General features: G+C 65.9%; 20 protein-coding genes, 1 tRNA gene and 2 riboswitches. Of the genes, 11 read left to right on the forward strand and 10 right to left on the reverse strand.

Annotated elements, in window-relative coordinates; genetic code table 11:
* Positions 1-20 precede the first annotated feature (20 nt).
* From gcvH to AC1DOX_RS12300, 3 genes are all read right to left on the reverse strand, one after another.
* Positions 21-401: a glycine cleavage system protein GcvH gene (gcvH, locus tag AC1DOX_RS12290; RefSeq protein WP_092138489.1), complete on the reverse strand. Its 381-nt coding sequence runs from the start codon at positions 399-401 to the stop codon at positions 21-23.
* A gap of 102 nt (positions 402-503) precedes the next feature.
* Positions 504-1,631 carry a glycine cleavage system aminomethyltransferase GcvT gene (gene gcvT / locus AC1DOX_RS12295; RefSeq protein WP_441618935.1) on the reverse strand — a complete coding sequence of 376 codons (1,128 nt, stop codon included), beginning with the start codon at positions 1,629-1,631 and terminating at the stop codon, positions 504-506.
* Between the two features lie 110 nt (positions 1,632-1,741).
* Positions 1,742-1,862, reverse strand: a riboswitch (glycine riboswitch).
* A gap of 21 nt (positions 1,863-1,883) precedes the next feature.
* Positions 1,884-1,971: riboswitch (glycine riboswitch) on the reverse strand.
* Between the two features lie 254 nt (positions 1,972-2,225).
* The gene (locus AC1DOX_RS12300; RefSeq protein WP_092138491.1) at positions 2,226-2,447 is read right to left on the reverse strand and encodes a glycine zipper 2TM domain-containing protein; all 222 of its coding nucleotides are present in this window, start codon (positions 2,445-2,447) and stop codon (positions 2,226-2,228) included.
* A gap of 258 nt (positions 2,448-2,705) precedes the next feature.
* Here AC1DOX_RS12300 and AC1DOX_RS12305 point away from each other — a divergent pair, with 258 nt between their 5' ends.
* From AC1DOX_RS12305 to AC1DOX_RS12315, 3 genes are all read left to right on the forward strand, one after another.
* Positions 2,706-4,802: a UvrD-helicase domain-containing protein gene (locus AC1DOX_RS12305; RefSeq protein ID WP_441618937.1), complete on the forward strand. Its 2,097-nt coding sequence runs from the start codon at positions 2,706-2,708 to the stop codon at positions 4,800-4,802.
* A 399-nt stretch (positions 4,803-5,201) separates the two neighbouring features.
* Complete coding sequence (locus tag AC1DOX_RS12310; protein ID WP_255371307.1) at positions 5,202-5,954, forward strand: response regulator; 753 nt, start codon at positions 5,202-5,204, stop codon at positions 5,952-5,954.
* Positions 5,955-5,958: 4 nt separating this feature from the next.
* Complete coding sequence (locus AC1DOX_RS12315) at positions 5,959-7,239, forward strand: ATP-binding protein (RefSeq protein WP_441618939.1); 1,281 nt, start codon at positions 5,959-5,961, stop codon at positions 7,237-7,239.
* Between the two features lie 138 nt (positions 7,240-7,377).
* Here AC1DOX_RS12315 and AC1DOX_RS12320 read toward each other — a convergent pair whose 3' ends face one another.
* Positions 7,378-8,541, reverse strand: coding sequence for an ABC transporter substrate-binding protein (locus AC1DOX_RS12320; RefSeq protein WP_441618941.1), 1,164 nt, complete (start codon positions 8,539-8,541; stop codon positions 7,378-7,380).
* 262 nt (positions 8,542-8,803) lie between these two features.
* Here AC1DOX_RS12320 and hemN point away from each other — a divergent pair, with 262 nt between their 5' ends.
* Entirely contained in the window at positions 8,804-10,366 is a 1,563-nt protein-coding gene (gene hemN, locus AC1DOX_RS12325) for an oxygen-independent coproporphyrinogen III oxidase (protein WP_441618943.1), read from the forward strand.
* 173 nt (positions 10,367-10,539) lie between these two features.
* On the opposite strand, the gene AC1DOX_RS12330 is transcribed toward hemN, so the two are convergent.
* A complete protein-coding gene (locus AC1DOX_RS12330; RefSeq protein WP_441618945.1) occupies positions 10,540-11,421 on the reverse strand; it encodes a c-type cytochrome in 882 nt (293 codons plus the stop codon).
* A gap of 309 nt (positions 11,422-11,730) precedes the next feature.
* Between AC1DOX_RS12330 and AC1DOX_RS12335 the strand changes: the two genes are divergently transcribed.
* Positions 11,731-11,806, forward strand: a tRNA-Arg gene (locus AC1DOX_RS12335).
* 95 nt (positions 11,807-11,901) lie between these two features.
* Here the strand turns inward: AC1DOX_RS12335 and AC1DOX_RS12340 are convergent.
* From AC1DOX_RS12340 to AC1DOX_RS12355, 4 genes are all read right to left on the reverse strand, one after another.
* Entirely contained in the window at positions 11,902-12,153 is a 252-nt protein-coding gene (locus tag AC1DOX_RS12340; RefSeq protein WP_441618947.1) for a hypothetical protein, read from the reverse strand.
* Between the two features lie 134 nt (positions 12,154-12,287).
* Positions 12,288-12,749 (reverse strand): MarR family winged helix-turn-helix transcriptional regulator, encoded by a 462-nt coding sequence (locus AC1DOX_RS12345; protein WP_441618949.1) that lies wholly within the window; start codon positions 12,747-12,749, stop codon positions 12,288-12,290.
* Between the two features lie 271 nt (positions 12,750-13,020).
* A complete protein-coding gene (locus tag AC1DOX_RS12350; protein ID WP_441618951.1) occupies positions 13,021-14,412 on the reverse strand; it encodes a heavy metal sensor histidine kinase in 1,392 nt (463 codons plus the stop codon).
* Entirely contained in the window at positions 14,409-15,095 is a 687-nt protein-coding gene (locus AC1DOX_RS12355) for a heavy metal response regulator transcription factor (RefSeq protein WP_441618953.1), read from the reverse strand. Before AC1DOX_RS12355 ends, AC1DOX_RS12350 begins: the two co-directional genes overlap by 4 nt.
* 192 nt (positions 15,096-15,287) lie before the next feature.
* Between AC1DOX_RS12355 and AC1DOX_RS12360 the strand changes: the two genes are divergently transcribed.
* The 4 genes from AC1DOX_RS12360 to copD all read left to right on the forward strand — a co-directional run bounded on the left by AC1DOX_RS12360 (position 15,288) and on the right by copD (position 19,595).
* Positions 15,288-17,195, forward strand: coding sequence for a copper resistance system multicopper oxidase (locus AC1DOX_RS12360; protein ID WP_441618955.1), 1,908 nt, complete (start codon positions 15,288-15,290; stop codon positions 17,193-17,195).
* Positions 17,196-17,221: 26 nt separating this feature from the next.
* On the forward strand, positions 17,222-18,199 hold the full coding sequence (locus AC1DOX_RS12365) for a copper resistance protein B (RefSeq protein WP_441618957.1): 978 nt from the start codon (positions 17,222-17,224) through the stop codon (positions 18,197-18,199).
* A 79-nt stretch (positions 18,200-18,278) separates the two neighbouring features.
* Positions 18,279-18,635: a copper homeostasis periplasmic binding protein CopC gene (copC, locus tag AC1DOX_RS12370; RefSeq protein WP_092138502.1), complete on the forward strand. Its 357-nt coding sequence runs from the start codon at positions 18,279-18,281 to the stop codon at positions 18,633-18,635.
* Between the two features lie 9 nt (positions 18,636-18,644).
* Positions 18,645-19,595: a copper homeostasis membrane protein CopD gene (gene copD / locus AC1DOX_RS12375; protein ID WP_477114035.1), complete on the forward strand. Its 951-nt coding sequence runs from the start codon at positions 18,645-18,647 to the stop codon at positions 19,593-19,595.
* Between the two features lie 82 nt (positions 19,596-19,677).
* Here copD and AC1DOX_RS12380 read toward each other — a convergent pair whose 3' ends face one another.
* Complete coding sequence (locus AC1DOX_RS12380) at positions 19,678-20,589, reverse strand: SDR family oxidoreductase (protein WP_441618961.1); 912 nt, start codon at positions 20,587-20,589, stop codon at positions 19,678-19,680.
* 202 nt (positions 20,590-20,791) lie between these two features.
* On the opposite strand from AC1DOX_RS12380, the gene AC1DOX_RS12385 reads away from it, so the two are divergent.
* Together AC1DOX_RS12385 and arfB are read left to right on the forward strand one after the other, a co-directional pair.
* Positions 20,792-22,183, forward strand: a complete 1,392-nt coding sequence (locus AC1DOX_RS12385) for an FAD-binding oxidoreductase (protein WP_441618963.1) — start codon at positions 20,792-20,794, stop codon at positions 22,181-22,183.
* A 57-nt stretch (positions 22,184-22,240) separates the two neighbouring features.
* Complete coding sequence (gene arfB / locus AC1DOX_RS12390) at positions 22,241-22,645, forward strand: alternative ribosome rescue aminoacyl-tRNA hydrolase ArfB (RefSeq protein ID WP_441618965.1); 405 nt, start codon at positions 22,241-22,243, stop codon at positions 22,643-22,645.
* Positions 22,646-22,796 lie beyond the last annotated feature (151 nt).

Here is a 22,796-nt window from a genome sequence, read left to right on the forward strand (position 1 = left end):
CGGCGTGGGTGCGTCCGGGCTCAGGCGCCGACGCTGGCCTTGTAGGCGTCGACGTTCATCAGGCCGTTCACGTCGTCGGCGTTGGCCGGCTTCAGCTTGAACAGCCAGGCGTCGAAGGCGTTGGCGTTCACCGATTCCGGCGATGCCGTGGCGGCTTCGTTCACGGCGATGACTTCGCCGGCCACCGGGGCGTAGATGTCGGAGGCCGCCTTCACGGACTCCACCACCGCCAGCGCGTCGCCGGCGCCGACCGACTTGCCGACTTCCGGCAGTTCCAGGAAGACGATGTCGCCCAGCGCGTCTTGCGCGTGGTCGGTGATGCCGATCGTCAGCGTGCCGTCGGATTCGACGCGCACCCATTCGTGCGACTCGGTGTACTTCAGGTCAGCGGGGAAATTCATGAGGGTTCTCCGGGATGCAGTGTGTTTCTTGTTTCGGACGCCTGCCGGCTGGCCAGCCGGGCAGGCGAGATGGCGACCGTTGGGTGATGCCAGGCGGATGCCTCAGCTCACGAGTGCCTTGCCATTGCGCACAAACGGCAGTTTAACCACAGTCGCGGTCAGTTTGCGGTCACGAATCTCGACCTGTACCTCGGTGCCGGGGGCAACATCGGCGGGCAGGCGGGCAAAGGCGATCGACTGGGAAAGCGAGGGGCTGAAGGTGCCGCTGGTGATCTCGCCTTCGCCGGCCGGCGTGATGACGCGCTGGTGCGCGCGCAGCACGCCGCCCTTGTCGCGCAGGATCAGGCCGGCAAATGTCTTGTGTTGTCCGCTGGCGGTCAGCGCAGGCTTGCCGACGAAGTCGCGCTCGCTCTGCAGGTCGACGGTCCAGGCCAGGCCGGCATCCAGCGGGGAGGTGTGGATGTCCATGTCCTGGCCGTAAAGGTTCATGCCGGCTTCCAGGCGCAGCGTATCGCGCGCTCCCAGGCCGGCCGGGCGCACGCCGGCGGCTTCCAGCTTTTCCCAGATGCCTGCGACGTTCTCGGCCGGCACCACAAGTTCAAAGCCGTCTTCGCCGGTGTAGCCGGTGCGGGCGACCATCAGCTCGCCGACGGCCGGGTCCTGCACGACCAGCGCGTTGAACGGCTTGAGCGCGTCGGCGGGCTGGGTGGACGGAAAGGCCTGATAGACCTTCTGGCGGGCGTTGGGACCTTGCACGGCGATGATCGCCAGCTTGCTGACGTCGGCCGGGGCCACGTCGCCGCGTCGAGGGGTGATGGTGACGCCGCTGCCGGTGGCGGCATTGCGGGCGCGGATCCACTCGATGTCGCCCACCGCGGTGCTGGCGTTGACCACCAGGCGGAAGCGGTCCTCGGCAAAGAAGTAGACGATCAGGTCATCGATGACGCCGCCTTTCTCGTCCAGCATGCACGAGTACAGTGCCTTGCCGGGTGTTTGCAGCTTGTCGACGTTGTTGGCCAGCAGGCCACGGAGGAAGGTGCGCGTGTTGGGGCCGGCCAGGTCGACCACGCACATGTGGGAGACGTCGAACATGCCAGCGTCACTGCGCACGGCGTTGTGCTCTTCAATCTGGGAGCCGTAGTTGACCGGCATGTCCCAGCCGCCAAAATCGACCATGCGGGCGCCAAGGGCGCGGTGGATGGCATTGAGGGGCGTGGCCTGKAGCGTCATGGAATTCCTTCGGGGGCTCTCGCGGTTCAGAAACCGTGGTTCGAAAACGAAAAAAGGGTCGTCCGCCGCATCGCTCGGTCACAACAATGTGCAACCTAGCCGCTGCGGCGGATGACCCCTCTGTCCTCGATACCTGAGAGATTACAAGGCTCGCGCCTCGTGCGCCCCTTCGGTGGACATGCTCACCATGCGCTTGGGCAATGGCGGATGTCGCTCTCCAGAGTGCGGCATGCATTGTGTGCATGTTGCATGCCGATCCGACCAGTCCATGGTGCCTGAGAGTTTTCGGGTGATACCCCTTCGGCGGCGCAGTCGCTGCGCGCTCTCCCGGTCGGATGCGCGAGAATGTACGGGACCGGTTTGCCTTTGTCAAACGGCGAAACGCGCGGCCAGGTTTCGCGGCGCCATGTCCTTCGTATGCGGCATCCGCCACAGGGGCTACAAGGCGAAGAGGCGGCGGAGTGGCGGGATGTGCGCCAGGCTCACCCCGCCGGTCCGGCCTCGCCGCGCAGTCTTCCCTCAGTCACCCGCCCCTCTGTAATTCCTGCCGGCCGCGAGTAACCGCTACGTCCGGCAACTTCACGCTTGCCGGAATCAGCGGTCCTTGGTGACGACGTTACCCACCACGCCACCCACCGCCGCGCCGCCGACGGTGCCCAGTGCGCTACCGTTGGTCAGCGCCGCGCCGCCCAGGGCGCCCACGCCCGCGCCGATCGCGGTGTTGCGTTGCTTGGGCGTCATGTCCGCGCAGCCGCCAAAGGCAACCAGCGTGACGCCGATCAGGGTGACTTTCGACAAGGTTCGCAGCGTGCTCATGATGGCCTCCAATGTGTTGAACTTGCCATCCGCGCCGACCATGGGCCCGCGCGGCCATGACTCAGAGAGGCAAACTCCATGCCCCGGCGGCCGCGACTTACGAAGTGTTACCTCGGTGGGTCCGTCCGCCGAAAGAGCCCGTTGCGTGTCCGCTATCGGTCACCGGCGGGCCGGGCACCGCGTGTTAACATCGTCGGCTTTCGCGTACCACCTGCTGCGTGCGCCATCCGGCACCTCGCCCTTGCTCCTTCCCGCCCCATGACCCACGGACTCAACGCCGCCCAATCCGAAGCCGTCCGCTATCTGGACGGACCCTGCCTGGTGCTGGCCGGCGCGGGCTCGGGCAAGACGCGGGTGATCACGCAGAAGATCGCGCACCTCATCGAGGACAAGGGCTTCGAGCCGCGCCACATTGCCGCCGTCACCTTCACCAACAAGGCGGCCAAGGAAATGCAGGAGCGGATTGCCAAGCTGATGGAGGGCAAGACCACGCGCGAGGGCAAGCGCATTCCACTCAAGCAGTTGACCGTCTGCACGTTCCACTCGCTCGGCGTGCAGATCCTGCGCATGGAAGCCGAGCATGTGGGCCTGAAGCCGCAGTTCTCGATCATGGATTCCGACGACTGCTTCGGGCTGGTGCAGGAACAACTCGGCACGACCGACAAGAAGCTGATCCGCAGCGTGCAGAGCACGATTTCGCTGTGGAAAAACGGCATGATCGATCCCGAGACCGCGCTGGCGCAGGCCGCCAATGCCGACGAGCACCAGGCCGCGATGGTGTATCGCAACTACGTGGCCACGCTGCATGCCTACCAGGCCGTGGACTTCGACGACCTGATCCGCCTGCCTGCCGAACTCTTCGCGCGCGATGAAACCGTGCGGCTGAAGTGGCAGAACCGGCTGCGCTACTTCCTCGTCGACGAATACCAGGACACCAATGCCTGCCAGTACCAGTTGCTCAAGCAGCTGGCCGGCGGGTCGCACCTGCGTGCGCCGGCGTTCACGGCCGTGGGAGACGACGACCAGGCGATCTACGGCTGGCGCGGCGCCACGTTGGATAACCTGCGCCTGCTGCAGACTGACTTTCCCGACCTCAAGGTGGTCAAGCTGGAGCAGAACTATCGCTCCACGGTGCGCATCCTGGAAGCCGCCAACGCGGTCATCGCCAACAATCCCAAGCTGTTCGACAAGAAACTCTGGTCGGAGCACGGCATGGGCGATCCGATTGCGATTCACCCCATGAACGACGAGGAACACGAGGCCGAGTCCGTCGTGTTCCGCCTGTCCGCGCACAAGTTCGAGCGGCGCGCGCAGTTTCGCGATTACGCGATCCTGTATCGCGGCAACCATCAGGCGCGGCTGTTCGAGCAGATCCTGCGGCGCGAGCGCATTCCGTATGTGCTGTCGGGCGGCCAGAGCTTCTTCGACAAGGCCGAGATCAAGGACATCTGCGCCTACCTGCGGCTGATCGCCAATCCGGACGACGATCCCGCCTTTATCCGCGCCATCACCACGCCGCGGCGCGGCGTGGGCAATACCACGCTGGAGGCGCTCGGCACGTTTGCCGGCCAGGCCAAGGTGTCGCTGTTCGAGGCCGCGATGATGGGCGGCATCGAAGGCAAGCTGCAGCCGCGCCAGCTGGAACCGCTGCGCGTGTTCTGCGAGTCGATGGTGCGGCTGGCCGACCGCGCGGCCAAGGACCCGGCGACCGTGGTCCTGGACGACCTGATGGCGGGTATCCACTACGAGGCCTACCTCTACGACACCTTCGACGAACGCCAGGCGCAGTCGCGCTGGACCAACGCGCTGGAGTTCCTGGACTGGCTCAAGCGCAAGGGCACCCGGCCGGAGCCGGAGGGCGAGGGCGAAGCCACGGGGTTCGACAACGCCGACGGCTTTGGCGACGAAGGCAAGAACCTGCTGGAGCTGACGCAAACGGTGGCGCTGATGAGCATGCTGGAAGGCCGCGAGGAAGATCCGGACGCGGTGCGCTTGTCCACGCTGCATGCCTCCAAGGGCCTGGAGTATCCGCACGTGTTCCTGGTGGGCGTGGAGGAGGGCATCCTGCCCCACGCTCGCGAAGACGAGGACATGAGCGACGAGAAGATCGAGGAAGAGCGCCGGCTGATGTACGTGGGCATCACGCGCGCCCAGCGCAGCCTGCAGATCAGCTGGTGCAGGAAGCGCAAGCGCGCGCGGGAAACGTATTCGTGCGAGCCGTCGCGTTTCATTGGCGAGATGAAGCTGGAGGAAGCGCCCGCCCCGAAGGACGAGACCCCCGCCATGAGCCCGAAGGACCGGCTGGCCGGACTCAAGGCGCTGCTCGGCACCGCTGGCAAGACCGCGCCGGGTTGAGGCGGACGCCGGCAGCGCTTGATGCCGGTACAAGCTGGACAAGACTGGCGCGACACGCCCTCCTAGGATGAGCGGGCGCGAAACGTTGCGGTGACATCGCTTCGGCGATGACATCTCGATGTCTTGCGTCGTGCCGTGGCCTGCCCTTCGGCTGCGGTGCGGCCGGGCCCATGCGAGCCTGGCTTCTTCCCTGTTGAACGCTCCTGGCGCGGCAGTGCCGGGGGCGTTTTTTTCGCTGTGTCGTGACGAGATGCGGCCCGTCTTCGCATGCATGTGGCGCAGTCTGCACGTATCGAAATTGATACAAAACGGCGATAGCCGGGATGGATCCATTTGGTACAGTGGACGGCCGATCGCCCCGGCGTTTTCAGACGCCTCCCGTTGGACGATTGCCGCCGCATGCCCCTCCCGTATCTGCCCATGGACCGTTCATCTTCCCTGCCTATCCGCCTGCTGATCGTCGATGACGATCCCCAGATCCGTGCCATGCTGGCTGAATATCTTGCAACCTTCGGCATGGAAGCCGATGGCGCGGAGGGCGGGGCAGCGATGCGTGCGGCGCTGACGCGGAACGACTATGACCTGGTGATCCTGGACCTGTCGCTGCCCGGCGAAAACGGCCTGACGCTGTGCCGCGAGATCCGCGACCAGGGCAACCTGCCCGTCATCATGCTGACCGCCCGCGCCGAGCTGGCCGACCGCGTGGTGGGTCTGGAGGTCGGGGCGGACGACTACGTGACCAAGCCCTTCGAGATGCGCGAGCTGGTGGCGCGTATCCATACGGTGCTGCGCCGCAGCCGTGCGGACGTGCATCGTCCCGCGCCCACTTCGGCGGGCCACGAGCTGCGATTTGGCGCATGGCGCCTGAATACGACCTTGCGCCAGCTGGTGGATGCCGAAGACACGGTCGTGCCGCTGTCCAACGCCGAATTCCGGTTGCTGTTGACCTTCATCGAACATCCCAATCGCGTGCTGGACCGCGAGATGCTGATCAACCAGGCGCGCGGCCGCGATCTCGATGTGTTCGACCGCAGCATCGACCTGCTGGTGTCGCGCCTGCGCCAGAAACTGCGTGACGATCCGCGTGACTCCGCGTTGATTCGTACCGTGCGCGGCGAGGGCTACGTCTTCACCGGCAACGTGGAGCACTGACCGCATGGCCGCTTCGACACCGCCGTCGGCCGACGGCGGCCGACCCGAGGCGCAGGCCTGGAATCGCCCCCGCGCCCGCCGGTTCGATTCGATGTTCGTCCGGCTGTTTTTGGTGATGGCCGCGATCATGCTGGCCGTGCACGTGCTTGGCGTGACCGTGATCGAAGGGTTGTTCCCGCGTCCCGGTTCCGAACGGTACATGGAGCGCTTGCGCCGTGCGGCGTCGGAGGCCGAGGCCGCCGGCAAGCCGGTGCCGACTGTCCCGCCTCCGCGTCCCATGGACAGATTCATGCCGCCGCCACCCGGCGAGCGGCCGTTCGGTCCGCCGCCCGGGCCGGGCATGGAAGGGCGCCCAGGTCGCGGTCCTGATGGCGGTCCGGGCATGCGCCGCCCCGACGGCGAGCGGCGCGGGCCACCGCCACACCTGCGCGGCATCTGGCCGCCGCACCCGGGCATGTTGCTTCAGCTGCTGGCGATCCTGACCGCTTCGTGGGTCGGCGCACGCTTGCTGGCGCGACCGGTGCAGCATCTGGCCAGTGGGGCCGGACGGCTGGCGCAAGACGTTCACGCACCGCCGCTGGACGAAGACACCGGACCTGCCGAGGCGCGCGCGGCCACGCATGCGCTGAACCTGATGCAGCAGCGCATCCGCACGCAGCTCGCGCAACAGTCCCGCTTCCTGGCGGCGGTATCGCATGACCTGCGCACGCCGCTCACGCGGATGAGCCTGCGGATCGAGCGGATCGAAGACAACGATGTGCGCTACCGGCTGCGCCAGGACCTGGCGGAGATGAACGGGCTGATCGACGCGACCCTCTATTACCTGCGCGACCGTGACGATGCCACCGGGCCGCGCCAGCGCGTGGATGTGCAGGCACTGCTTCAGGCCATTGTCGACGACGCAGAGGAGCTGGGGCAGGACGTGCGCCTTTCCGGCACCGCGGCGCCCCTGCTGGCGTATCCGGCGGAGTTGCGTCGCGCCGTGGTGAATCTGGTGGAGAACGCCCACCGCTATGGCGGCGCGGCGCAGATCCTGCTGACCGACAGCCCCGAGCGCGTCGGGATCGACGTCTGCGACAACGGCCCCGGCATTCCGCCCGCCGAGTTGCAGCGCGTGCTCGAGCCGTTCTACCGTGTGGAGTCGTCGCGCAGCCGTGCGACCGGTGGCGTGGGCATGGGGCTGTCGATCGCCTCGGACATCGTCGCGCGTCATGGTGGCGAACTGACGCTGGCCAATCGTCCCGAGGGCGGGCTGCGTGTCAGCATCACGCTGCCGCGCAGCTAGCGGCACGCAGAACCACTATCGCTTCATCTTGATAACACCGCCTGGCGCGGTGACCCGGGACGCGATGGGCCCGCGCCAATGTTCAGGCTCATCAGCACTGAATTCAGGCCCGAATTCAGCCCGAATTCAGCCCGGATTTCAGGCTCGTTGCGGCAGGCCGGTCTTGCCGATGGCCGCCAGCTGCACATACTGCGATCCTCGCAGCCCGCGTGTGAAGTCGAGCGTGAAATCCCCCACATCCACGCGAGCCTGCAGCGCACGGCGCAACTCCATCGTGCCGGGGGCCTTGGCGGCACCTGCCGCGCGCACCAGCCATGCCGCGCCGATATAGCCGGCCAGCGTGGCGGGCGAGGGCGGTTCGTCGAGGTACTGCTTCATGCGGGCCACATGTTCCTTCACCACGCGCAGCGTGGATTCCTGCGGACCGGGTGCCACCTGCGTCACCACTACACCGCCCACATAGCGCGTGCCGAGAATCTCGCGCGCGGAGGCCGGACTGACGGCCGATAGCCCCACCAGGAAGCCGTACCAGTTCTGCGCCGCCAGCGCGCGACCCAGGCTGCCATAGGCGAGCGTGTCGCCGGCCACCACCACCGCGCCGGGCCTTGCCGCGGCGATGCGCTGCGCGCATTCGTCGAAGCTGCCGGTCAGGGGCACGGCGCGCGTGTTCATCTCCTTTTCCATCCGGCCGAGCCACGGCGTACCCGTGCCGAGCGTGCCCGCGGCAAAGTCGGGGGACACCGCCAGCGCGACGCTCGTCAGCCCATAGCTGCGCAACTGGCGCACGGCGGCATCGAGTTCTGACTGATAGTCGGCCCGCGTGAACCAGACGTTCTCCGCGTTGAGCGAGAGGCCGGAAAGAGGCGCCACGATTTGCACGCCGCGGCGGCCCAGTTCCGAGGACGACGCCAGCGCCGGCAGCAGGTTGTCGCCCGGGCCGAACAGCACATCGGCGTGCTCGTTGTCGACCAGCGCGATGGCCTGGCCGATGGCCGTGCGCGGATTGGCGTCGGCATCCCGTACAACGTGGACGACGTGCAAGCCGCTGACCGATGCGTTGAGGGCATCGAAGAGCACCTTGGCGCCGGCCAGGTAGTCGCGCGCGAGATCGGCTTGCGGGCCGGTACGGTCGACCAGATGGCCGACCACCAACTGGCGGCGCTGGCCGGACGGCATGGACTGCGCCCAGGCGGCAGGGCCGGCCAGCGCTCCGGCGAAGGCGGCCATGGTGGCGAGGGCGCGCCGGCGCCCGGTGGAGGCGGGCGCAAAAGGCGGGGTCGACTGCGGCAAGGCTGGGCGCATGGCAGCGGATCTGAAAGTTCGTGCGTGGAAGGAGGCAAGGCGGGGACTGCGAAAGCCGGCCCCGAGACTATCGATCGATGGTGACGTTTCCGTGACGTTTGATCCCCACTGGCGCGGGGCTGGCGGGCGCAGGGCTGTCGTGGTCTGCGGCGGCGTGCAGGTGAGGCGATGTTCCGTGGCGGACTTTGATGGACGTCAAGATGTGGGGAAGGGCCGACGCATAGCATCGATCAAATCTCCGCCCCACAAAAGAGCACTCGCCATGTCAGCCCCCGCCCACGCCAGCCCAGCCACTCCTGCTCAATCTCAAGCCAATTCCATTGACGCCGGCGGCCTCGCCGATTCCATCGCCGCGTCCACCAGCTCAACCGCCTCAACCGCCTCAACGGCTTTCGATCGCCGTGCGCTCGCGGACTTCCGGAGCCTGGCGGGCCGCATCGACGGCAACGGGCCGCGTTACACGTCCTATCCTACCGCCGACCGCTTCCACGGTGAACTCGGCGACGCCGGCTACCTGGCCGCGCTCGATGCCTGCAGCGCTAGTGCGCCCGCTCCGCTCTCGCTCTATATCCATATCCCGTTCTGCGAGAACATCTGCTACTACTGCGGCTGCAACAAGATCATCACGAAGGACCACACGCGCAGCGCGCGCTATGTGGACTACCTGGCCCGCGAAATGGCGATGGCGGCGGAACGGCTTGGCGCGCGTCGAGGCGTGATGCAATCGCACTGGGGGGGCGGTACGCCGACCTTCCTCGACCCGGACGAGATGCGCCGCGTGATGCGCGCGCTGCATCGCCACTTCGACTTGCTGCCGGAGGGCGAACACGCGATCGAGATCGACCCGCGGCGCGTCGGCGACGATCGCATGGCGCTGCTTGGCGAACTGGGCTTCAACCGCATCAGCCTGGGCGTGCAGGACTTCGACCCCGAGGTGCAACAGGCAATCCACCGTGTGCAGTCCTACGAGGAAACGCGCGGTGTGGTGCAGGCGGCGCGCCGGCTGGGTTTCCGCTCGGTCAGCGTGGACCTGATCTACGGGCTGCCGCACCAGACCACGACGCGCTTTGCCGCCACGATCGATCGCGTGCTGACGCTGCGGCCGGATCGGCTTTCCGTCTATAGCTACGCGCACCTGCCGCATGTCTTCAAGCCACAGCGTCGCATCGACGAGACGGCGCTGCCGCCGGCGGGCGAGAAGCTCGACATCCTGGTCTCCACGATCGAGCGTCTGACCGCCGCCGGTTATGTCTATATCGGCATGGACCACTTTGCGCTGCCGGACGACGACTTGGCCATCGCCCAGCGCGAGGGACGATTGCAGCGCAACTTCCAGGGCTACGCCACCCATGCGGGCTACGACCAGCTGGGCTTCGGCGTGTCGGCGATTGGTGCGGTGGCGGGTCACTACGTGCAGAACGCGCGGACGACCGACGACTACTACGCCGGGCTGGACGCGGGCAGGCTGCCGGTTGTGCGGGGCTTCGAGATGTCCGAAGACGATCACCTGCGCAAGGCGATCATCGGCGCCCTGATGTGCAACGGCACGCTCGATATCGGGGCACTGGAATCGACGCATCGCATCGACTTCGCGGGCAAGTTTGCGGCCGAGCTGGCCGACCTCGACGCATTGGCCGCCGAGGGGCTGTTGCGCCGCCAGCCGGACCGCATCGACATCACGCCGCTGGGCCGGTTGCTGGTTCGGCGCGTGGCGATGGTGTTCGATCGCTACCTGCGCGAGGATGCCACGCGGCCCGCACCTGCTGCCCCGGTTGCCCGGAATGGCAAGGTGATACCACTTGTGCGCTATTCGCGTGTCGTTTGAGGCGCGTGTTGTTTAGGAAGATGGTCGGGCTGTCGACTCAGTCGACTTAGCCACCGCAAAAGCCGGTTGCACCAAACAAAAAACCCGCGAGGACATTCGCGGGTTTTTTGTTTGGTCCGGAGCCGGTGGGCTTGGTGCCTCGTCAGCTCCGGGCCTTTCCGGATCCGGACGGCTTACTTGGCGGCGTTGGCCATGTAGTCGGCGGCGGCGATCACATCGGCGTCGGGGCCAGCGTAGCCACCCTTCGGCGGCATCACGCCCTTGCCCTTGAGCGCAAAGCCATGCACCGCGTCCATGCCTTCCTTCAGGCGGGGCGCCCAGGCTGCCTTGTCGCCGAACTTCGGCGCACCGGCGACGCCGGCTGCGTGGCATGCGGCGCAAACCTGCTCGTAGACTTTCTTGCCAGTGTCGGCGGAGGCGGCTGCCGGAGCGGCCGCAGCAGCAGGCGCGGCGGCGGGGGCAGCTACGGCAGCGGCTACGGGGGCAGCAGCGGGTGCCGCGGCTGGCGCTTCCGGTGCCGGTGCGGCGGCCTGAGCCGGTGCGGGTGCGGCAGGTTCGGGGAACTTGGCACCGCCGGCGTCGGCCATGTAGACCACGGCGCGGGTCAGTTCGTAGTCGGTGAAGTCGTCCGGCGTGGTGCCAGCACGCGCGGGCATCGCGCCCTTGCCGTGCAGCACCGACTTCATCAGGCCATCAAGACCCTGGCCGATGCGGGCGGTCCAGTCGCCGGCGTTGCCATATTTCGGCGCGCCAGCCGCACCCGTGGCGTGGCAGGCCGCGCAGACTTCCTTGTAGACCTGCTCGCCGGCCTTGAAGACGCGCGGTGCGTTGGGATCCTTGATTTCCAGCGAGGCAACCGGGGCGATGCGGTTGTTCACTGCCTCCGCCGTCTGGGTTGAGCCGGCGCCCTCACGGGTGCCGTGTCCGACGAAGTTGACCAGCAGGATGATGACGATGATTGGAACCAGGAAGGCGGCGATCACGACGGCGATCAGTTGCTTCGGGGTCTTGATAGGAGACTCGTGGTGGTCGTTTTCTTGGTGGACGTCACTCATACAGAACTCTCGATTTTGCAGGAAACCTTATGCAGCGCGGTGGGGGCGGCTTGCTTTGTTGGCCCTTTGTCGGGGATGAATCTGTCGCATTTGCGTCCGGGACTGTCTCAGGTCCCGAGTACGTCTCGTTTCGACGCAAATAGCTGGCGATTATAGACCCAAGACATGTCGGCGGGGGCTAAAAGCGGCGGCTCCGAAACCTGCCGTGGCGACTCCCGGCGCAACCCGCATGGACGGGCCGGGCCAAACGAGGTATCCTATGCGACTTTCCGACGGCGGCACTCGCCCGCTGTCAAAACTGCATACGTCGCGCCCGTAGCTCAATGGATAGAGTACTGCCCTCCGAAGGCAGGGGTTGCTGGTTCGATCCCAGCCGGGCGCGCCAATCCTGACAACGGATTCCCGTATTTCCCCGCCTCCTCTCGTCAGCACATCTGCCGCTCGCTGCACGTTTCCATCAGCGCTGGCGTCGCCTGCTGTTCAGTAGTCGGCCAACTTGTTGCCGTCGACTTCGACGAGCTGATCGAGGCGCAAGGTCTCGCCTGAGCTGAGCGAGAGATACTCGGCGCCACCCCGGCTGAACACATCCGTAATCGTTGCGTCACGTTCCTGTGCTGCGGCATCGCTGTCTTGATAGCGGATGCGTGTCGGTTTGCGTACGGTCGCGAGATCCTCGAGTCGATCGTGGAATTCGCAGCTGATCGGGCTGTACTGGGAAGGGTCGGTGCTCATGTTAGTGATGGTGTGTGCCGCGCTTTGCGACTTGGATTGGATGTCCCGCAACGCGCCATCAACGTGTCGCGAGGGGTCAAGTGGATAGCTCTGGCGCGAACTGCAAAATGCATCAGAGGCAGCCGGGCAAGCGCTCATTCTCCGGCCCTGGTCGACTGGATGAGGTTGTCGCGTAGCGTCGGGATCGCCTTCTGCAATTGCGCGAAGCCGTCCGGAGTCAGGCCGGTCGCGTCGGAAAGGCACATTTCCAGCTGCTTTTCGCGCAGGCTTCGACCACTCCTGGTCAGCTTGATCCGCACCAGGCGCTCGTCCACGGTATCGCGGTGCCTCTCAAGAAACGACATCGCCTCGAGTTTCTTCAGGATCGGCGTGAGCGTGTTCGATTCCAGAAACAGCTTTTCCCCCAGCCTGCCAACGGTCACATTGTCTTCCTCCCATAGCGCAACGATGGTGATGTACTGCGGATAGGTCAGGCCGAGTCGCTCGAGAATTGGCTTGTATGCCTTGCCGAAAGCCAGGTTTGCGGAATAGACCGCAAAGCACAGGAAGTCGGAGAGCATCGGGTTCGCCGGGGCCGCCTTGTCAGTGGATGTCATTTGCTCTCCGCCAGCCTGGGGATGGAAGTTGTTCCTTGATCACTGCGCCGCATACGTAGGCAAGGAAGAACATGGGGACCTCCTTGACGCGCGCGACGGACTTAATGTGCGCACACGATTCAATCGCATGCGATGTAAATGATCTTCGTACACGAGCCAATCGATGTCAAGGGAAAACGCATGCCGCTCGGTTGGGTGCCGAGCCAGCGTTCCCTCGGGCGAGACTCCCACTGGCACCGGGCGACGACCCGCAGAACCCCTGCAACCCGCCTTATTTGACCAGTCGGGGAAAGGTCAGCGTGAAACACGTCTTGCCGTCCGAGGACACCGCCGCAATGCTGCCTTCATGCGCCGCCATGATGGCTTGCGTGATCGACAGGCCCAGCCCCACGCTATCCGAATCCGCACGGGCACGCGATCTGTCGGCGCGGAAGAAGCGATCAAAGATCGACGGCAGCAGCTCCGGGCTGATCTCCTTTCCTTCGTTTTCCACGGCGATCGTGACCGTGTCCGGCTGGCTGGCGATCTCCACGTCGATACTTCCGCGCGCCGGTGTGTAGCGCAGCGCGTTAGACAGTAGATTGCTGAGTGCTCGACGCAGCATCAGGCGATCGCCGACGATGTTCCCGTCGCCCCGCATGCGCAGGTGCACGCCTTTGTCTTCGGCCAGCGCGTCATAGAAATCGAACAGCGCGAGCACCTCGTCCTTCACCGTGATTGGCTCCGCGTTTGGCAGCGTAATGCCGTGCTCCATCTTCGCAAGGTAGAGCATGTCGGACACCATGCGAGACAGGCGTTGCAGTTCTTCCGCATTGGATATCAATACATCCCGATACTTTCCGGCCTCGCGCGGCTGGGACAGCACCACGTGGGTCTGGGTCATCAGGTTGGTGAGCGGGGTGCGCAATTCGTGCGCCAGATCCGACGAGAACTCGGACAAGCGGCGAAAGTCGCGTTGCAGCCGCTCCAGCATGGCATTCAGCGTCGCCGCCAGATCCGCCATCTCCACAGGCACCGCATCCACCGGCATGCGCTCGTCAAGCTTGTGCGCCGTGACGGCCCGGGCGCGTGACGCCATGGTTCGCAGCGGTGCCAGCCCGCGCCGCGCGGCTCTCCACCCCAACAGGCCGCTCGCCAACGCGCCCAGCGCGATATAGAAAGCCAGTGACTGCCGGAATGCGTGCATGAAGTGCGCATGGATTTGCGTATCCATGCCGACCACGACACGCAGGATGCCGGGTGGCGCGCCCGGTGTTGGTGGCATTTCCACGGACGCGCGCATGCCCCGATACTCCTCGCCGCCGTGCTCCCACACGAAGGTATTCCGATCCGGCGGCAGCTTCGCAACGACATCGGAGACGGAACCGAAATCGAATCCCTCGCTGGCATAGAGGCGGGCGCCATCGGCGGTACGCACCTCCGCCACGAAGCCGGCATGGTGTTCCAGTGTTTCCGCCAATCGCGTCGGGACGGAGGTTGGCGGCCCCTCGGCGGCGATCTTCTGGATCAGTCGGATATTGTCTTGAAGCACGGCATAGTCTTCATCGGCAAAGTGCCGGTCCATGGCCAGCCAGATCAGAACGCCCAGGCCCAGCAGCACCCCGGCCGACGACAACGAGAACAGGATGGTGAGTCGCGTCGTCAGCGACGGGCGAACCCTCATTCCAGCGCCTCCGGTTCCTCCAGCACGTAGCCCATGCCCCGGACGGTCTGGATCAGCTTGGGCTCGAAGTCGTCATCGATCTTGGCCCGCAAGCGACGAATGGCCACGTCGATCACATTGCTGTCGCTGTCAAAATTCATGTCCCACACCTGGGAGGCGATCAGGGAACGCGGCAGAACTTCGCCCCGGCGCCGCGCCAGAAGTTCGAGCAAGGCAAATTCCTTGCTGGTCAGCACAATCCGGCGGCCGGCGCGCGTTGCCCTGCGGCGGCTGAGGTCCAGTACCAGATCGGCCACCTGGATGCGATCCAAGGCAATTTGCCCGGTGCCACGCCGCAGCAGCGTGCGCACGCGCGCGAGCAGCTCCGAAAACGCGAACGGCTTGACCAGATAGTCGTCCGCACCCAGTTCCAACCCCTTGACCCGGTCCGCCACGCTGTCGCGGGCGGTCAGGAACAACACGGGAACCGCGATCTCGGCGGCGCGCAGTGCTTGCAGAATGCGCCAGCCGTCGACGTCCGGCAGCATCACGTCGAGGATGACCAGGTCGTAGGACTCGTTCATCGCCAGGTGCCGGCCATCGAGCCCGTTTGTCACCAGATCGACCACGAAGCCCGCTTCCGTCAGACCCTGGCGTACGTATTCGCCGGTCTTGGACTCGTCCTCTACCACTAGCAGTTTCATCAGCCACCTTCCATTCATGAGTCGCACCCGGCCTGCGCCAGAGGCAGGCGAGTCTAGTCTAGCCAGAAAGCCGCTGACATGACGGGAACATTACCGGATCGTAATTTTCCGGTCAGATGTGCGTAGGCTCGATCTCGCTACGCTGTGCGCGCCGCCTTCCTGTGCGGTCATTACGAAAAAAGGATTGATTTCATGCGACGCGACCGACCGGCCGGCATTGTGCTGCCCAACCTTCCTCGCCGCCGCTTTGTCCAGGGGCTGGCGGCGGGCGGTGTCATGGCGGGGCTGACCGGACTACCGGGCGGCGCTTGGGCCCATGCCCACCCCGCCGGGTCCTCCGAAAGCCGTGGAAGCGCTGACTTGGGTACGGCGCCCGTGCTGCGCGGCACCGAGTTCGACCTCGTGATCGACGAGGCGTCGGTCAATTTCACCGGCAAGCCCGGCATCGCCACCACGATCAACGGCATGATTCCCGGGCCCACCTTGCGCTGGCGCGAAGGCGACACCGTCACGATTCGCGTGACCAACCGCCTACCCGAGCCCACCTCCCTCCACTGGCACGGCATCATCCTGCCGTATCAGATGGACGGCGTACCCGGGATCAGCTTTGCCGGCATCGCGCCCGGCACCACCTTTACCTACCGATTCAAGGTCGCGCAAAGCGGCAGCTATTGGTATCACTCTCACTCCGGATTCCAGGAGCTCACCGGCGTGTACGGCGGCATCATCATCGACCCCGCCGCCGGCAAGGATGCCATCCAGGCGGATCGCGACTACACGGTGCTGCTGTCGGACTGGACCGACGAGGATCCGATGCGCGTGCTCGCCAAGCTGAAAGTGCAGAGCGACTACTACAACTACAACCAGCCGACCGTCGTCAATTTCTTCCGCGATGTCTCGAACGACGGCCTGAAGCACGCGCTCGACAAACGCAAGATGTGGAACGAGATGCGGATGAATCCGACAGACCTCGCGGATTTGTCCGGCGCGACGCTTACCTACCTCACCAATGGCGTCACGCCCGCCGGCAACTGGACCGGCTTGTTCCAGCGCGGGGAGCGCGTGCGCCTGCGCTTTATCAACGGCGCGGGAAGCACGTTCTACGACGTCCGCATTCCCGGGTTGAAACTCAAGGTCGTGCAAGTGGATGGCCAGAACGTCGATCCGGTCACCGTCGACGAATTCCGGTTCGGCCCCGGTGAAACGTGTGATGTGCTGGTGGAACCGCAGGACGAGGCGTACACGATTTTCTCGCAAGCCATGGACCGGTCCGGCTACGCGCGCGGCACGCTGGCAATGCGCGAAGGCCTGACGGCACCGGTGCCTGCACTGGACAAGATCGAGTGGCTCGCCATGTCCGACATGATGGGCGGCATGAATCATGGTGGCATGGCGATGCACGGCATGGACCACGCCGGCATGCGTGGGATGAACCACGGCGCGATGACCATGCAGGGCATGGATCACGGCGCCATGACGATGGACCACAGCCAGCACGGCATGGGTGGCATGGCGATGGATCACAGCCAGCACGCCATGACCGGCATGGACGCGCCGAATCCGCTCAAGGTCCCCAGCACGAAGGCGAGGCACGCCAGAACCGAGTACGGCCCCGGCACCGACATGCGTGTGGACGTGGCCCGCACCAACCTCGACGATCCCGGCATCGGCCTGCGCAACAACGGCAGGCGCGTGCTCACCCTGGCCGATCAGCACACCATCGGCGGCGCGATGGACCCGCGCGGTCCGGCGCGCGAGGTCGAACTGCATCTCACCGGCAACATGGAGCGATACACGTGGTCGTTCGATGGCGTCGAGTTCGGAAAATCCACGCCGGTCCACTTCAGGCACGGTGAGCGGCTGCGGGTCATCCTGCACAACGACACGATGATGACCCATCCGATGCATATGCACGGCATGTGGAGCGAGCTGGAAGCGCCGGACGGCAGCTTCCAGGCACGCCGTCACACGATTCCCGTGCAGCCGGCGCAGCGCATCAGCTTCCTGGTCACCGCCGACGCACCCGGCCGCTGGGCCTGGCACTGCCACCTGATGCTCCATATGGATGCGGGAATGTTCCGCGAAGTGTTGGTGGCCTGATGTCCTATTGCAAACACGCATTTCCCATGTCAAAGCCCATCGCAACAATAATCGTCGCCTTGCTCGCCATCGCGGCAACCGGCGTCACCTCCGCACAGGATTCGCACGCCGGGCACGTTCATCCCGCGCCAGCGGCCGAGGCGACCCCAGCCGACAGCGGCGCGATGAAACCGGATGTGGAGGACATGGAAGTCATGTCCATGCAGGCCGCCGATTCAGCCCCCGCGCCGACGATGGATCACGGATCGATGCGCATGCAGGGCGGATCGCCGCCGGCTGATGCGCGCGACCCTGACGCCTACTCAGGCGGCTATCAGCTCGGCGCAGGTAAATACGCGCTCAGCGACAAGCGTCAGCTCGTGATGGCGGACGAGCACCTTTTCGCCTCCGTGCTGGTGGACCGGCTCGAATGGACGCACGCCGGCGACGGCAACGCCGCCGCCTACGAGGCGCAGGCGTGGTTCGGCAATGCCTACGACAAGCTGGTGATCAAGGCCGAAGGCGAAGCCGCGAGGGGCAAGGTACATGACGCACGCACCGAACTCCTTTGGGGGCATGCCATCGCCACCTACTGGGATACCCAGCTCGGGCTTCGCAACGATGCCGGAAGCGGCCGCGAGCCCAGAAACTGGCTCGCCTTCGGCGTGCAAGGCCTGGCGCCTTACTGGTTCGAGGTCGACGCCACCGCCTATGTCGGCACGAGCGGCCGCACTGCCTTGCGCCTGTCTGCCGAGTACGAACTGCTCCTGACCCAGCGACTGATACTACAGCCCCGCATCGAGGCCAATCTGTACGGCAAGAGCGATCCGGAGGCCGGCGTTGGCAGCGGCCTGTCCAGCGGCATGGCGGGCCTGCGACTGCGCTACGAATTCAGCCGCCAGTTCTCGCCCTATATCGGCGTCGAGCGATATCAGACCTTCGGCAACACAGCGGACCTCGTCCGGACATCGGGCGGCCGCAGCGGCGAGACGCGCTTTGTCGCCGGTGTTCGCCTCTGGTTCTGAGTCCCATCTACTTCATCTCCACCTCATCTCCACTCGCCCCCGGGAGTCTTCCTTGCCTATCCTTCGTTCCACCGTCCACATGATGCTGGCGTCAACCGCACTTGTCAGCGCCGCAGCCGTCGCGCACCCGGCACTGGTTTCATCGATGCCCGCTGACAAGGCGGAAATCGCCGCACCCTCGAAGATCGAGCTGCACTTCTCCGAGCGCCTCGTGACGCAGTTCTCGGGCGCGAACCTCGTCATGACCGCCATGCCCGGCATGGATGGCCATGCGCCGATGAAGATCGCGGCGACGGTCGCGGGTAGCGACGATCCGAAGACGATGGTCGTCACGCCCGCTCGCCCGCTGGCGCCGGGAAGCTATCGCGTGGATTGGCGTGCCGTCTCATCCGATACCCACCCGATCACGGGCAATGTCTCCTTCACCGTCAGGTAGGGATCGCGCATGGACTGGGCCGGAATCTCGGTACGTTTCGGGCTATACCTCGACCTGACCCTGCTGTTCGGGCTGCCCCTGTTCAGCCTCCATGCATTCCGCCGCGACGAGCCGTCGTCCGCGCACGTTTCCCGGGCGGCATCACGGGTTCTGTCCCACTACGCCGCCGTCACCGCGGCAGCGGCGGCCATCGGCATCGTTCTGTCGTTGGCCGGCATCGTGGTGATGGCCCGGTCGATGACCGGCGTGGCCGAATACTCGGCACTGCGGCGCGACGTCTTCACCATGATCGTGACCGGCACCGACGCAGGCATGTCCTGGGCCGTGCGCATGGTCGCGCTGGCACTCTGCCTGATGGCAGGCTTGTCCGGCAGGACGCATTCCCGGCTCCGGTCGATATGGCAGACGACGACCGCCGCCGTGGCACTCGCCACGCTCGCGTGGTCAGGACACGGCGCGATGGACGATGACGGGCTCAGGCGCTATCTCCACCTTGCCGCCGACATCGGGCATCTGCTGGCGGCGGGCGTCTGGGTCGGCGCATTGGTGGCCTTCGTCCTGCTGGCATGGACGAAGCCGTCGGCCAGCCGCGGCGGGGTGGCGCTGCTGAGTCGCGCGGCCGATGGATTCGCGAAGGCCGGGACGGTGGTCGTGGTCACGCTGATGCTCACCGGCACGCTCAACTACTGGCTGATCGTCGGACCGGAGTTACCGGCTGTCTCATGGAGTTCTTACGGTGGGCAACTGCTTGCCAAGCTGGCGCTGTTCGGCGCCATGCTCGGGCTTGCCGCAGCCAACCGCTATCGGCTGAGTCCCCGGCTGGCGCGTGCCGTGCTGACGGGCGATTACGCGCAGGCCGTCAGCGCGTTCCGCACGAGTCTGATGATCGAAACCACACTGGCGATCCTGATCCTGGCCCTTGTGGCGTCCCTCGGCGTCTTGTCTCCGAAGGCAGCGTAGCCCGTCTTGTCCACGAGGGATCTCCACCACCAGCGGCGACTCCGCAATCCGGATTGGCGTGCGCACCGAACCCCAGACGCAACTATCGATAGCCAGTCGTGTCCGCCGGTTTGCCGGCGTCCTGCACCTCGGGCACATAGCGCCAGGCGTCCGGCTGGCTGCCGTCGAGATCGGTGAACCCATAGACCCGCGCCAGTTGGCCGCTGGATAACGCCTGGCCATTCCAGCGCGAGACCTCCGGGTCCGTCGCCAGCGCCGCCACGGCACGGCCGATATAGGCGGGGCTCTCCGAGATCGCGAAGTGAGGCTGGATGTGGGTGGCATCGCGCCAGTTGGCCTCGGTGACGCGATAGGCATCGAGCATGGCCTCCGAGCGTAGCCAGCCCGGTGTCAACGCCACCGCCGTGGCGCCGTAGGGCGCCAGTTCATGCCCCAGCGCAAAGGCCATGCGCAGCACGCTGGCCTTGGCCAGGTCGTAGAAGAACGACACGCGGTAATTTTTGGCGTTGTAGTCGGCCGTGCCGTCGGTCACCTCGACCACCAGCCCGCCCGGTGATTCGATCAGCAGCGGCAAGGCAAAGTGACTCGTGATGGCATGCGTGCCGACGCCAAGCTGCAGATTGCGCAGGCCAACGTCGAGAGACGACTCCCACACGGTCTTGTTCCATTCCATGACCGTGGCGCCCCAGATATCGTTGACGAGGATGTGCAGCGCACCGTGATCCATCCGGATGCGGTCGATCAGCGCGCCGACCTGCGCCGGTATCGTATGGTCCACGCGGATGGCGATTCCGCGTCCGCCGGCGGCCGTCACCAGCTCGGCCGTTTCCTCGATGGTCTCCGGCCGGTCCATCTCGGAGCGCGCGGCACGCGTTGAGCGGCCGGTCACATACACGGTCGCCCCCGCCGTCCCCAGTTGCACGGCAATGCCGCGGCCGGCGCCCCGGGTGGCACCGGCAACCAGCGCGACGCGATCTCTCAGTGGCAGGTTCATGAGAATGAGCCTAGGCGCCCGCGAGGTCACCCGCAAGGGATCAAGTCACGTTGGCGCCGCCTCATCGCTGCAACACATCGGCCAATTCCGCGCGACGCGCGCGGGTCGCCGGAGCCGCCACGCCAGCGTGGGCGCCACTTGGCGCGCCGTTTGCATGAGATCTCCTTCCGACCCGCGTACCTGCACCCGTGGAGATCCCGCCATGCCCACTCTATCTGCTGAACACATCGACATGCTGCGCCAGTCCGTGCGCGGCAAGGTCATCCTTCCCGCCGACCCGGGCTATGACACCGCGCGTACCGTGTGGAACGCCACCGTGGACCGCCGGCCCGCGGTCATCGTGCAGTGCACGGGGACGGCCGATGTCATGCAGGCCGTCAACTTCGCGCGCGATCGCGGGCTCGTGCTGGCCGTGCGCGGGGGCGGCCATAACATCGCCGGCAGCGCCATCTGCAACGACGGGCTGGTCATCGACCTGTCCAACCTGCGCGGCGTTCATATCGATCCCCGGGATCGCGTGGCATGGGTCAGCCCCGGTGCCACGCTGGCCGACTTCGACCATGAGGCCCAGGCCTGCGGGCTGGCCACGCCGCTGGGCATCAACTCCACCACGGGCGTGGCCGGGCTCACGCTCGGCGGTGGCTTCGGCTGGCTCACGCGCAGGTACGGCATGACGGTGGATAACCTCTTGGGCTGCGAGGTGGTCACGGCCGACGGCCGGCGCCTCTGGGCCAGCGAGCGCGAGGAGCCCGACCTGTTCTGGGCGCTGCGTGGTGGCGGTGGCAATTTCGGCGTCGTCACGCTGTTCGAATTCCGGCTGCATCCGGTGGGGCCGCTCGTCACGGCCGGGCTGCTGGTGTTTCCGGCGGTGGAGGGCAAGTCCGTGCTGAAGCAGTACCGCACGTTTGTCGATTCGGCCATGTCCGAAGACCTCAATGTCTGGGTGGTGCTGCGCAAGGCGCCGCCGCTGCCGTTCCTGCCGTCGTCGGCTCACGGCACCGATGTGGTGGTGCTGGCGGTGTTCTACGACGGCGATCCCGCCAAGGCGGACAAGGCCATCGATCCGCTGCGCGCATTCGGCCAGACTATCGGCGAGCACGTCGGGCCGGTGCCGTACACCGCGTGGCAGCAGGCGTTCGACCCGTTGCTCGGCCCGGGGGCGCGCAATTACTGGAAATCCCATAACTTCGCCCGGCTGGACGATGCGGCCATCGATGCGATGACCGACTACGCGCTGCGCTTGCCGTCGCCGCTGGCGGACATCTTCGTTGGCCAGGTCGGCGGCGTGGCCAATCGCGTGGCCCCGGACGTCACCGCCTACGCGAATCGGGACGCGCGCTACGTGCTCAACGTGCACGCCCGCTGGGAGCGTGCCGACGAGGACGCCGCCTGCATCGCCTGGGCGCGTGATTTCTTCCGCGCCACGGAGCCCTACGCCACCGGCAGTGTCTATGTGAATTTCCTGACCGATGATGAAGTCGCACGCGTGGGCGCGGCCTACGGTCCCAACTATGACCGGCTGGCGCGCATCAAGCGCACCTACGATCCGCACAACCTGTTCCGCACGAACCAGAACATCGCGCCCGCACCCTGAACCTGCCCACGCGGCCGTTCTGGCGCCGCCGGTCGATGCGTTGCTATGATGGCGCGCATGGCCGGCGACACTGTTATCCCTCATCACGAATACGAAATCACCGCGATTCGCGCGCAAGGCGCGGGCGGGCAGAACATCAACAAGGTGTCCAACGCGGTGCACCTGCGCTATGACGTGCGTACGTCGTCGCTGGCGGCCGACCACAAGGAGCGGTTGCTGGCGCTGCACGACCATCGCATCACGCGCGATGGCGTGGTGGTCATCAAGGCGCAGCAGCATCGCAGCCTGGAGATGAATCGCGAGGAAGCGATCCGGCGCCTGCACGAACTGGTGCAGAGCGTGGCCGAGCCCCCACGCATGCGCCGCGCGACCCGGCCGACGCGGGCATCGCGCACACGCCGGCTGGACGCCAAGACCCAGCGCGGACAGGTCAAGGCGCTACGAGGCCGGGTATTCGACTAGGCAGCGCTCCGGCCGACTAGGCAGCGCTTCGGCGTGGGCGTTGTATTCGAACGATCACTTCAAACGGGCGGCACTTCGCGCAGATTGGAGGACCTGCTCGGTGCGCGCGCGTTGACTTCGCTCCCGAAACTGGCGATTGTCTACGGCAGCC

This window comes from Cupriavidus sp. 01L415, assembly GCF_056400065.1.

Bases quoted from the DNA above. Each gene is read 5' to 3' on its own strand.
- copD (WP_477114035.1), top strand. From the start codon at position 18,645: ATGGACTGGGCCGGAATCTCGGTACGTTTCGGGCTATACCTCGACCTG.
- AC1DOX_RS12345 (WP_441618949.1), bottom strand. From the start codon at position 12,749: ATGACATCCACTGACAAGGCGGCCCCGGCGAACCCGATGCTCTCCGAC.
- AC1DOX_RS12355 (WP_441618953.1), bottom strand. From the start codon at position 15,095: ATGAAACTGCTAGTGGTAGAGGACGAGTCCAAGACCGGCGAATACGTA.
- AC1DOX_RS12365 (WP_441618957.1), top strand. From the start codon at position 17,222: ATGTCAAAGCCCATCGCAACAATAATCGTCGCCTTGCTCGCCATCGCG.
- AC1DOX_RS12320 (WP_441618941.1), bottom strand. From the start codon at position 8,541: ATGCGCCCAGCCTTGCCGCAGTCGACCCCGCCTTTTGCGCCCGCCTCC.
- copC (WP_092138502.1), top strand. From the start codon at position 18,279: ATGATGCTGGCGTCAACCGCACTTGTCAGCGCCGCAGCCGTCGCGCAC.
- gcvH (WP_092138489.1), bottom strand. From the start codon at position 401: ATGAATTTCCCCGCTGACCTGAAGTACACCGAGTCGCACGAATGGGTG.
- AC1DOX_RS12310 (WP_255371307.1), top strand. From the start codon at position 5,202: ATGCCCCTCCCGTATCTGCCCATGGACCGTTCATCTTCCCTGCCTATC.
- AC1DOX_RS12330 (WP_441618945.1), bottom strand. From the start codon at position 11,421: ATGAGTGACGTCCACCAAGAAAACGACCACCACGAGTCTCCTATCAAG.
- AC1DOX_RS12305 (WP_441618937.1), top strand. From the start codon at position 2,706: ATGACCCACGGACTCAACGCCGCCCAATCCGAAGCCGTCCGCTATCTG.
- AC1DOX_RS12300 (WP_092138491.1), bottom strand. From the start codon at position 2,447: ATGAGCACGCTGCGAACCTTGTCGAAAGTCACCCTGATCGGCGTCACG.
- AC1DOX_RS12315 (WP_441618939.1), top strand. From the start codon at position 5,959: ATGGCCGCTTCGACACCGCCGTCGGCCGACGGCGGCCGACCCGAGGCG.
- AC1DOX_RS12385 (WP_441618963.1), top strand. From the start codon at position 20,792: ATGCCCACTCTATCTGCTGAACACATCGACATGCTGCGCCAGTCCGTG.
- AC1DOX_RS12380 (WP_441618961.1), bottom strand. From the start codon at position 20,589: ATGAACCTGCCACTGAGAGATCGCGTCGCGCTGGTTGCCGGTGCCACC.
- AC1DOX_RS12340 (WP_441618947.1), bottom strand. From the start codon at position 12,153: ATGAGCACCGACCCTTCCCAGTACAGCCCGATCAGCTGCGAATTCCAC.
- arfB (WP_441618965.1), top strand. From the start codon at position 22,241: ATGGCCGGCGACACTGTTATCCCTCATCACGAATACGAAATCACCGCG.
- AC1DOX_RS12350 (WP_441618951.1), bottom strand. From the start codon at position 14,412: ATGAGGGTTCGCCCGTCGCTGACGACGCGACTCACCATCCTGTTCTCG.
- hemN (WP_441618943.1), top strand. From the start codon at position 8,804: ATGTCAGCCCCCGCCCACGCCAGCCCAGCCACTCCTGCTCAATCTCAA.
- AC1DOX_RS12360 (WP_441618955.1), top strand. From the start codon at position 15,288: ATGCGACGCGACCGACCGGCCGGCATTGTGCTGCCCAACCTTCCTCGC.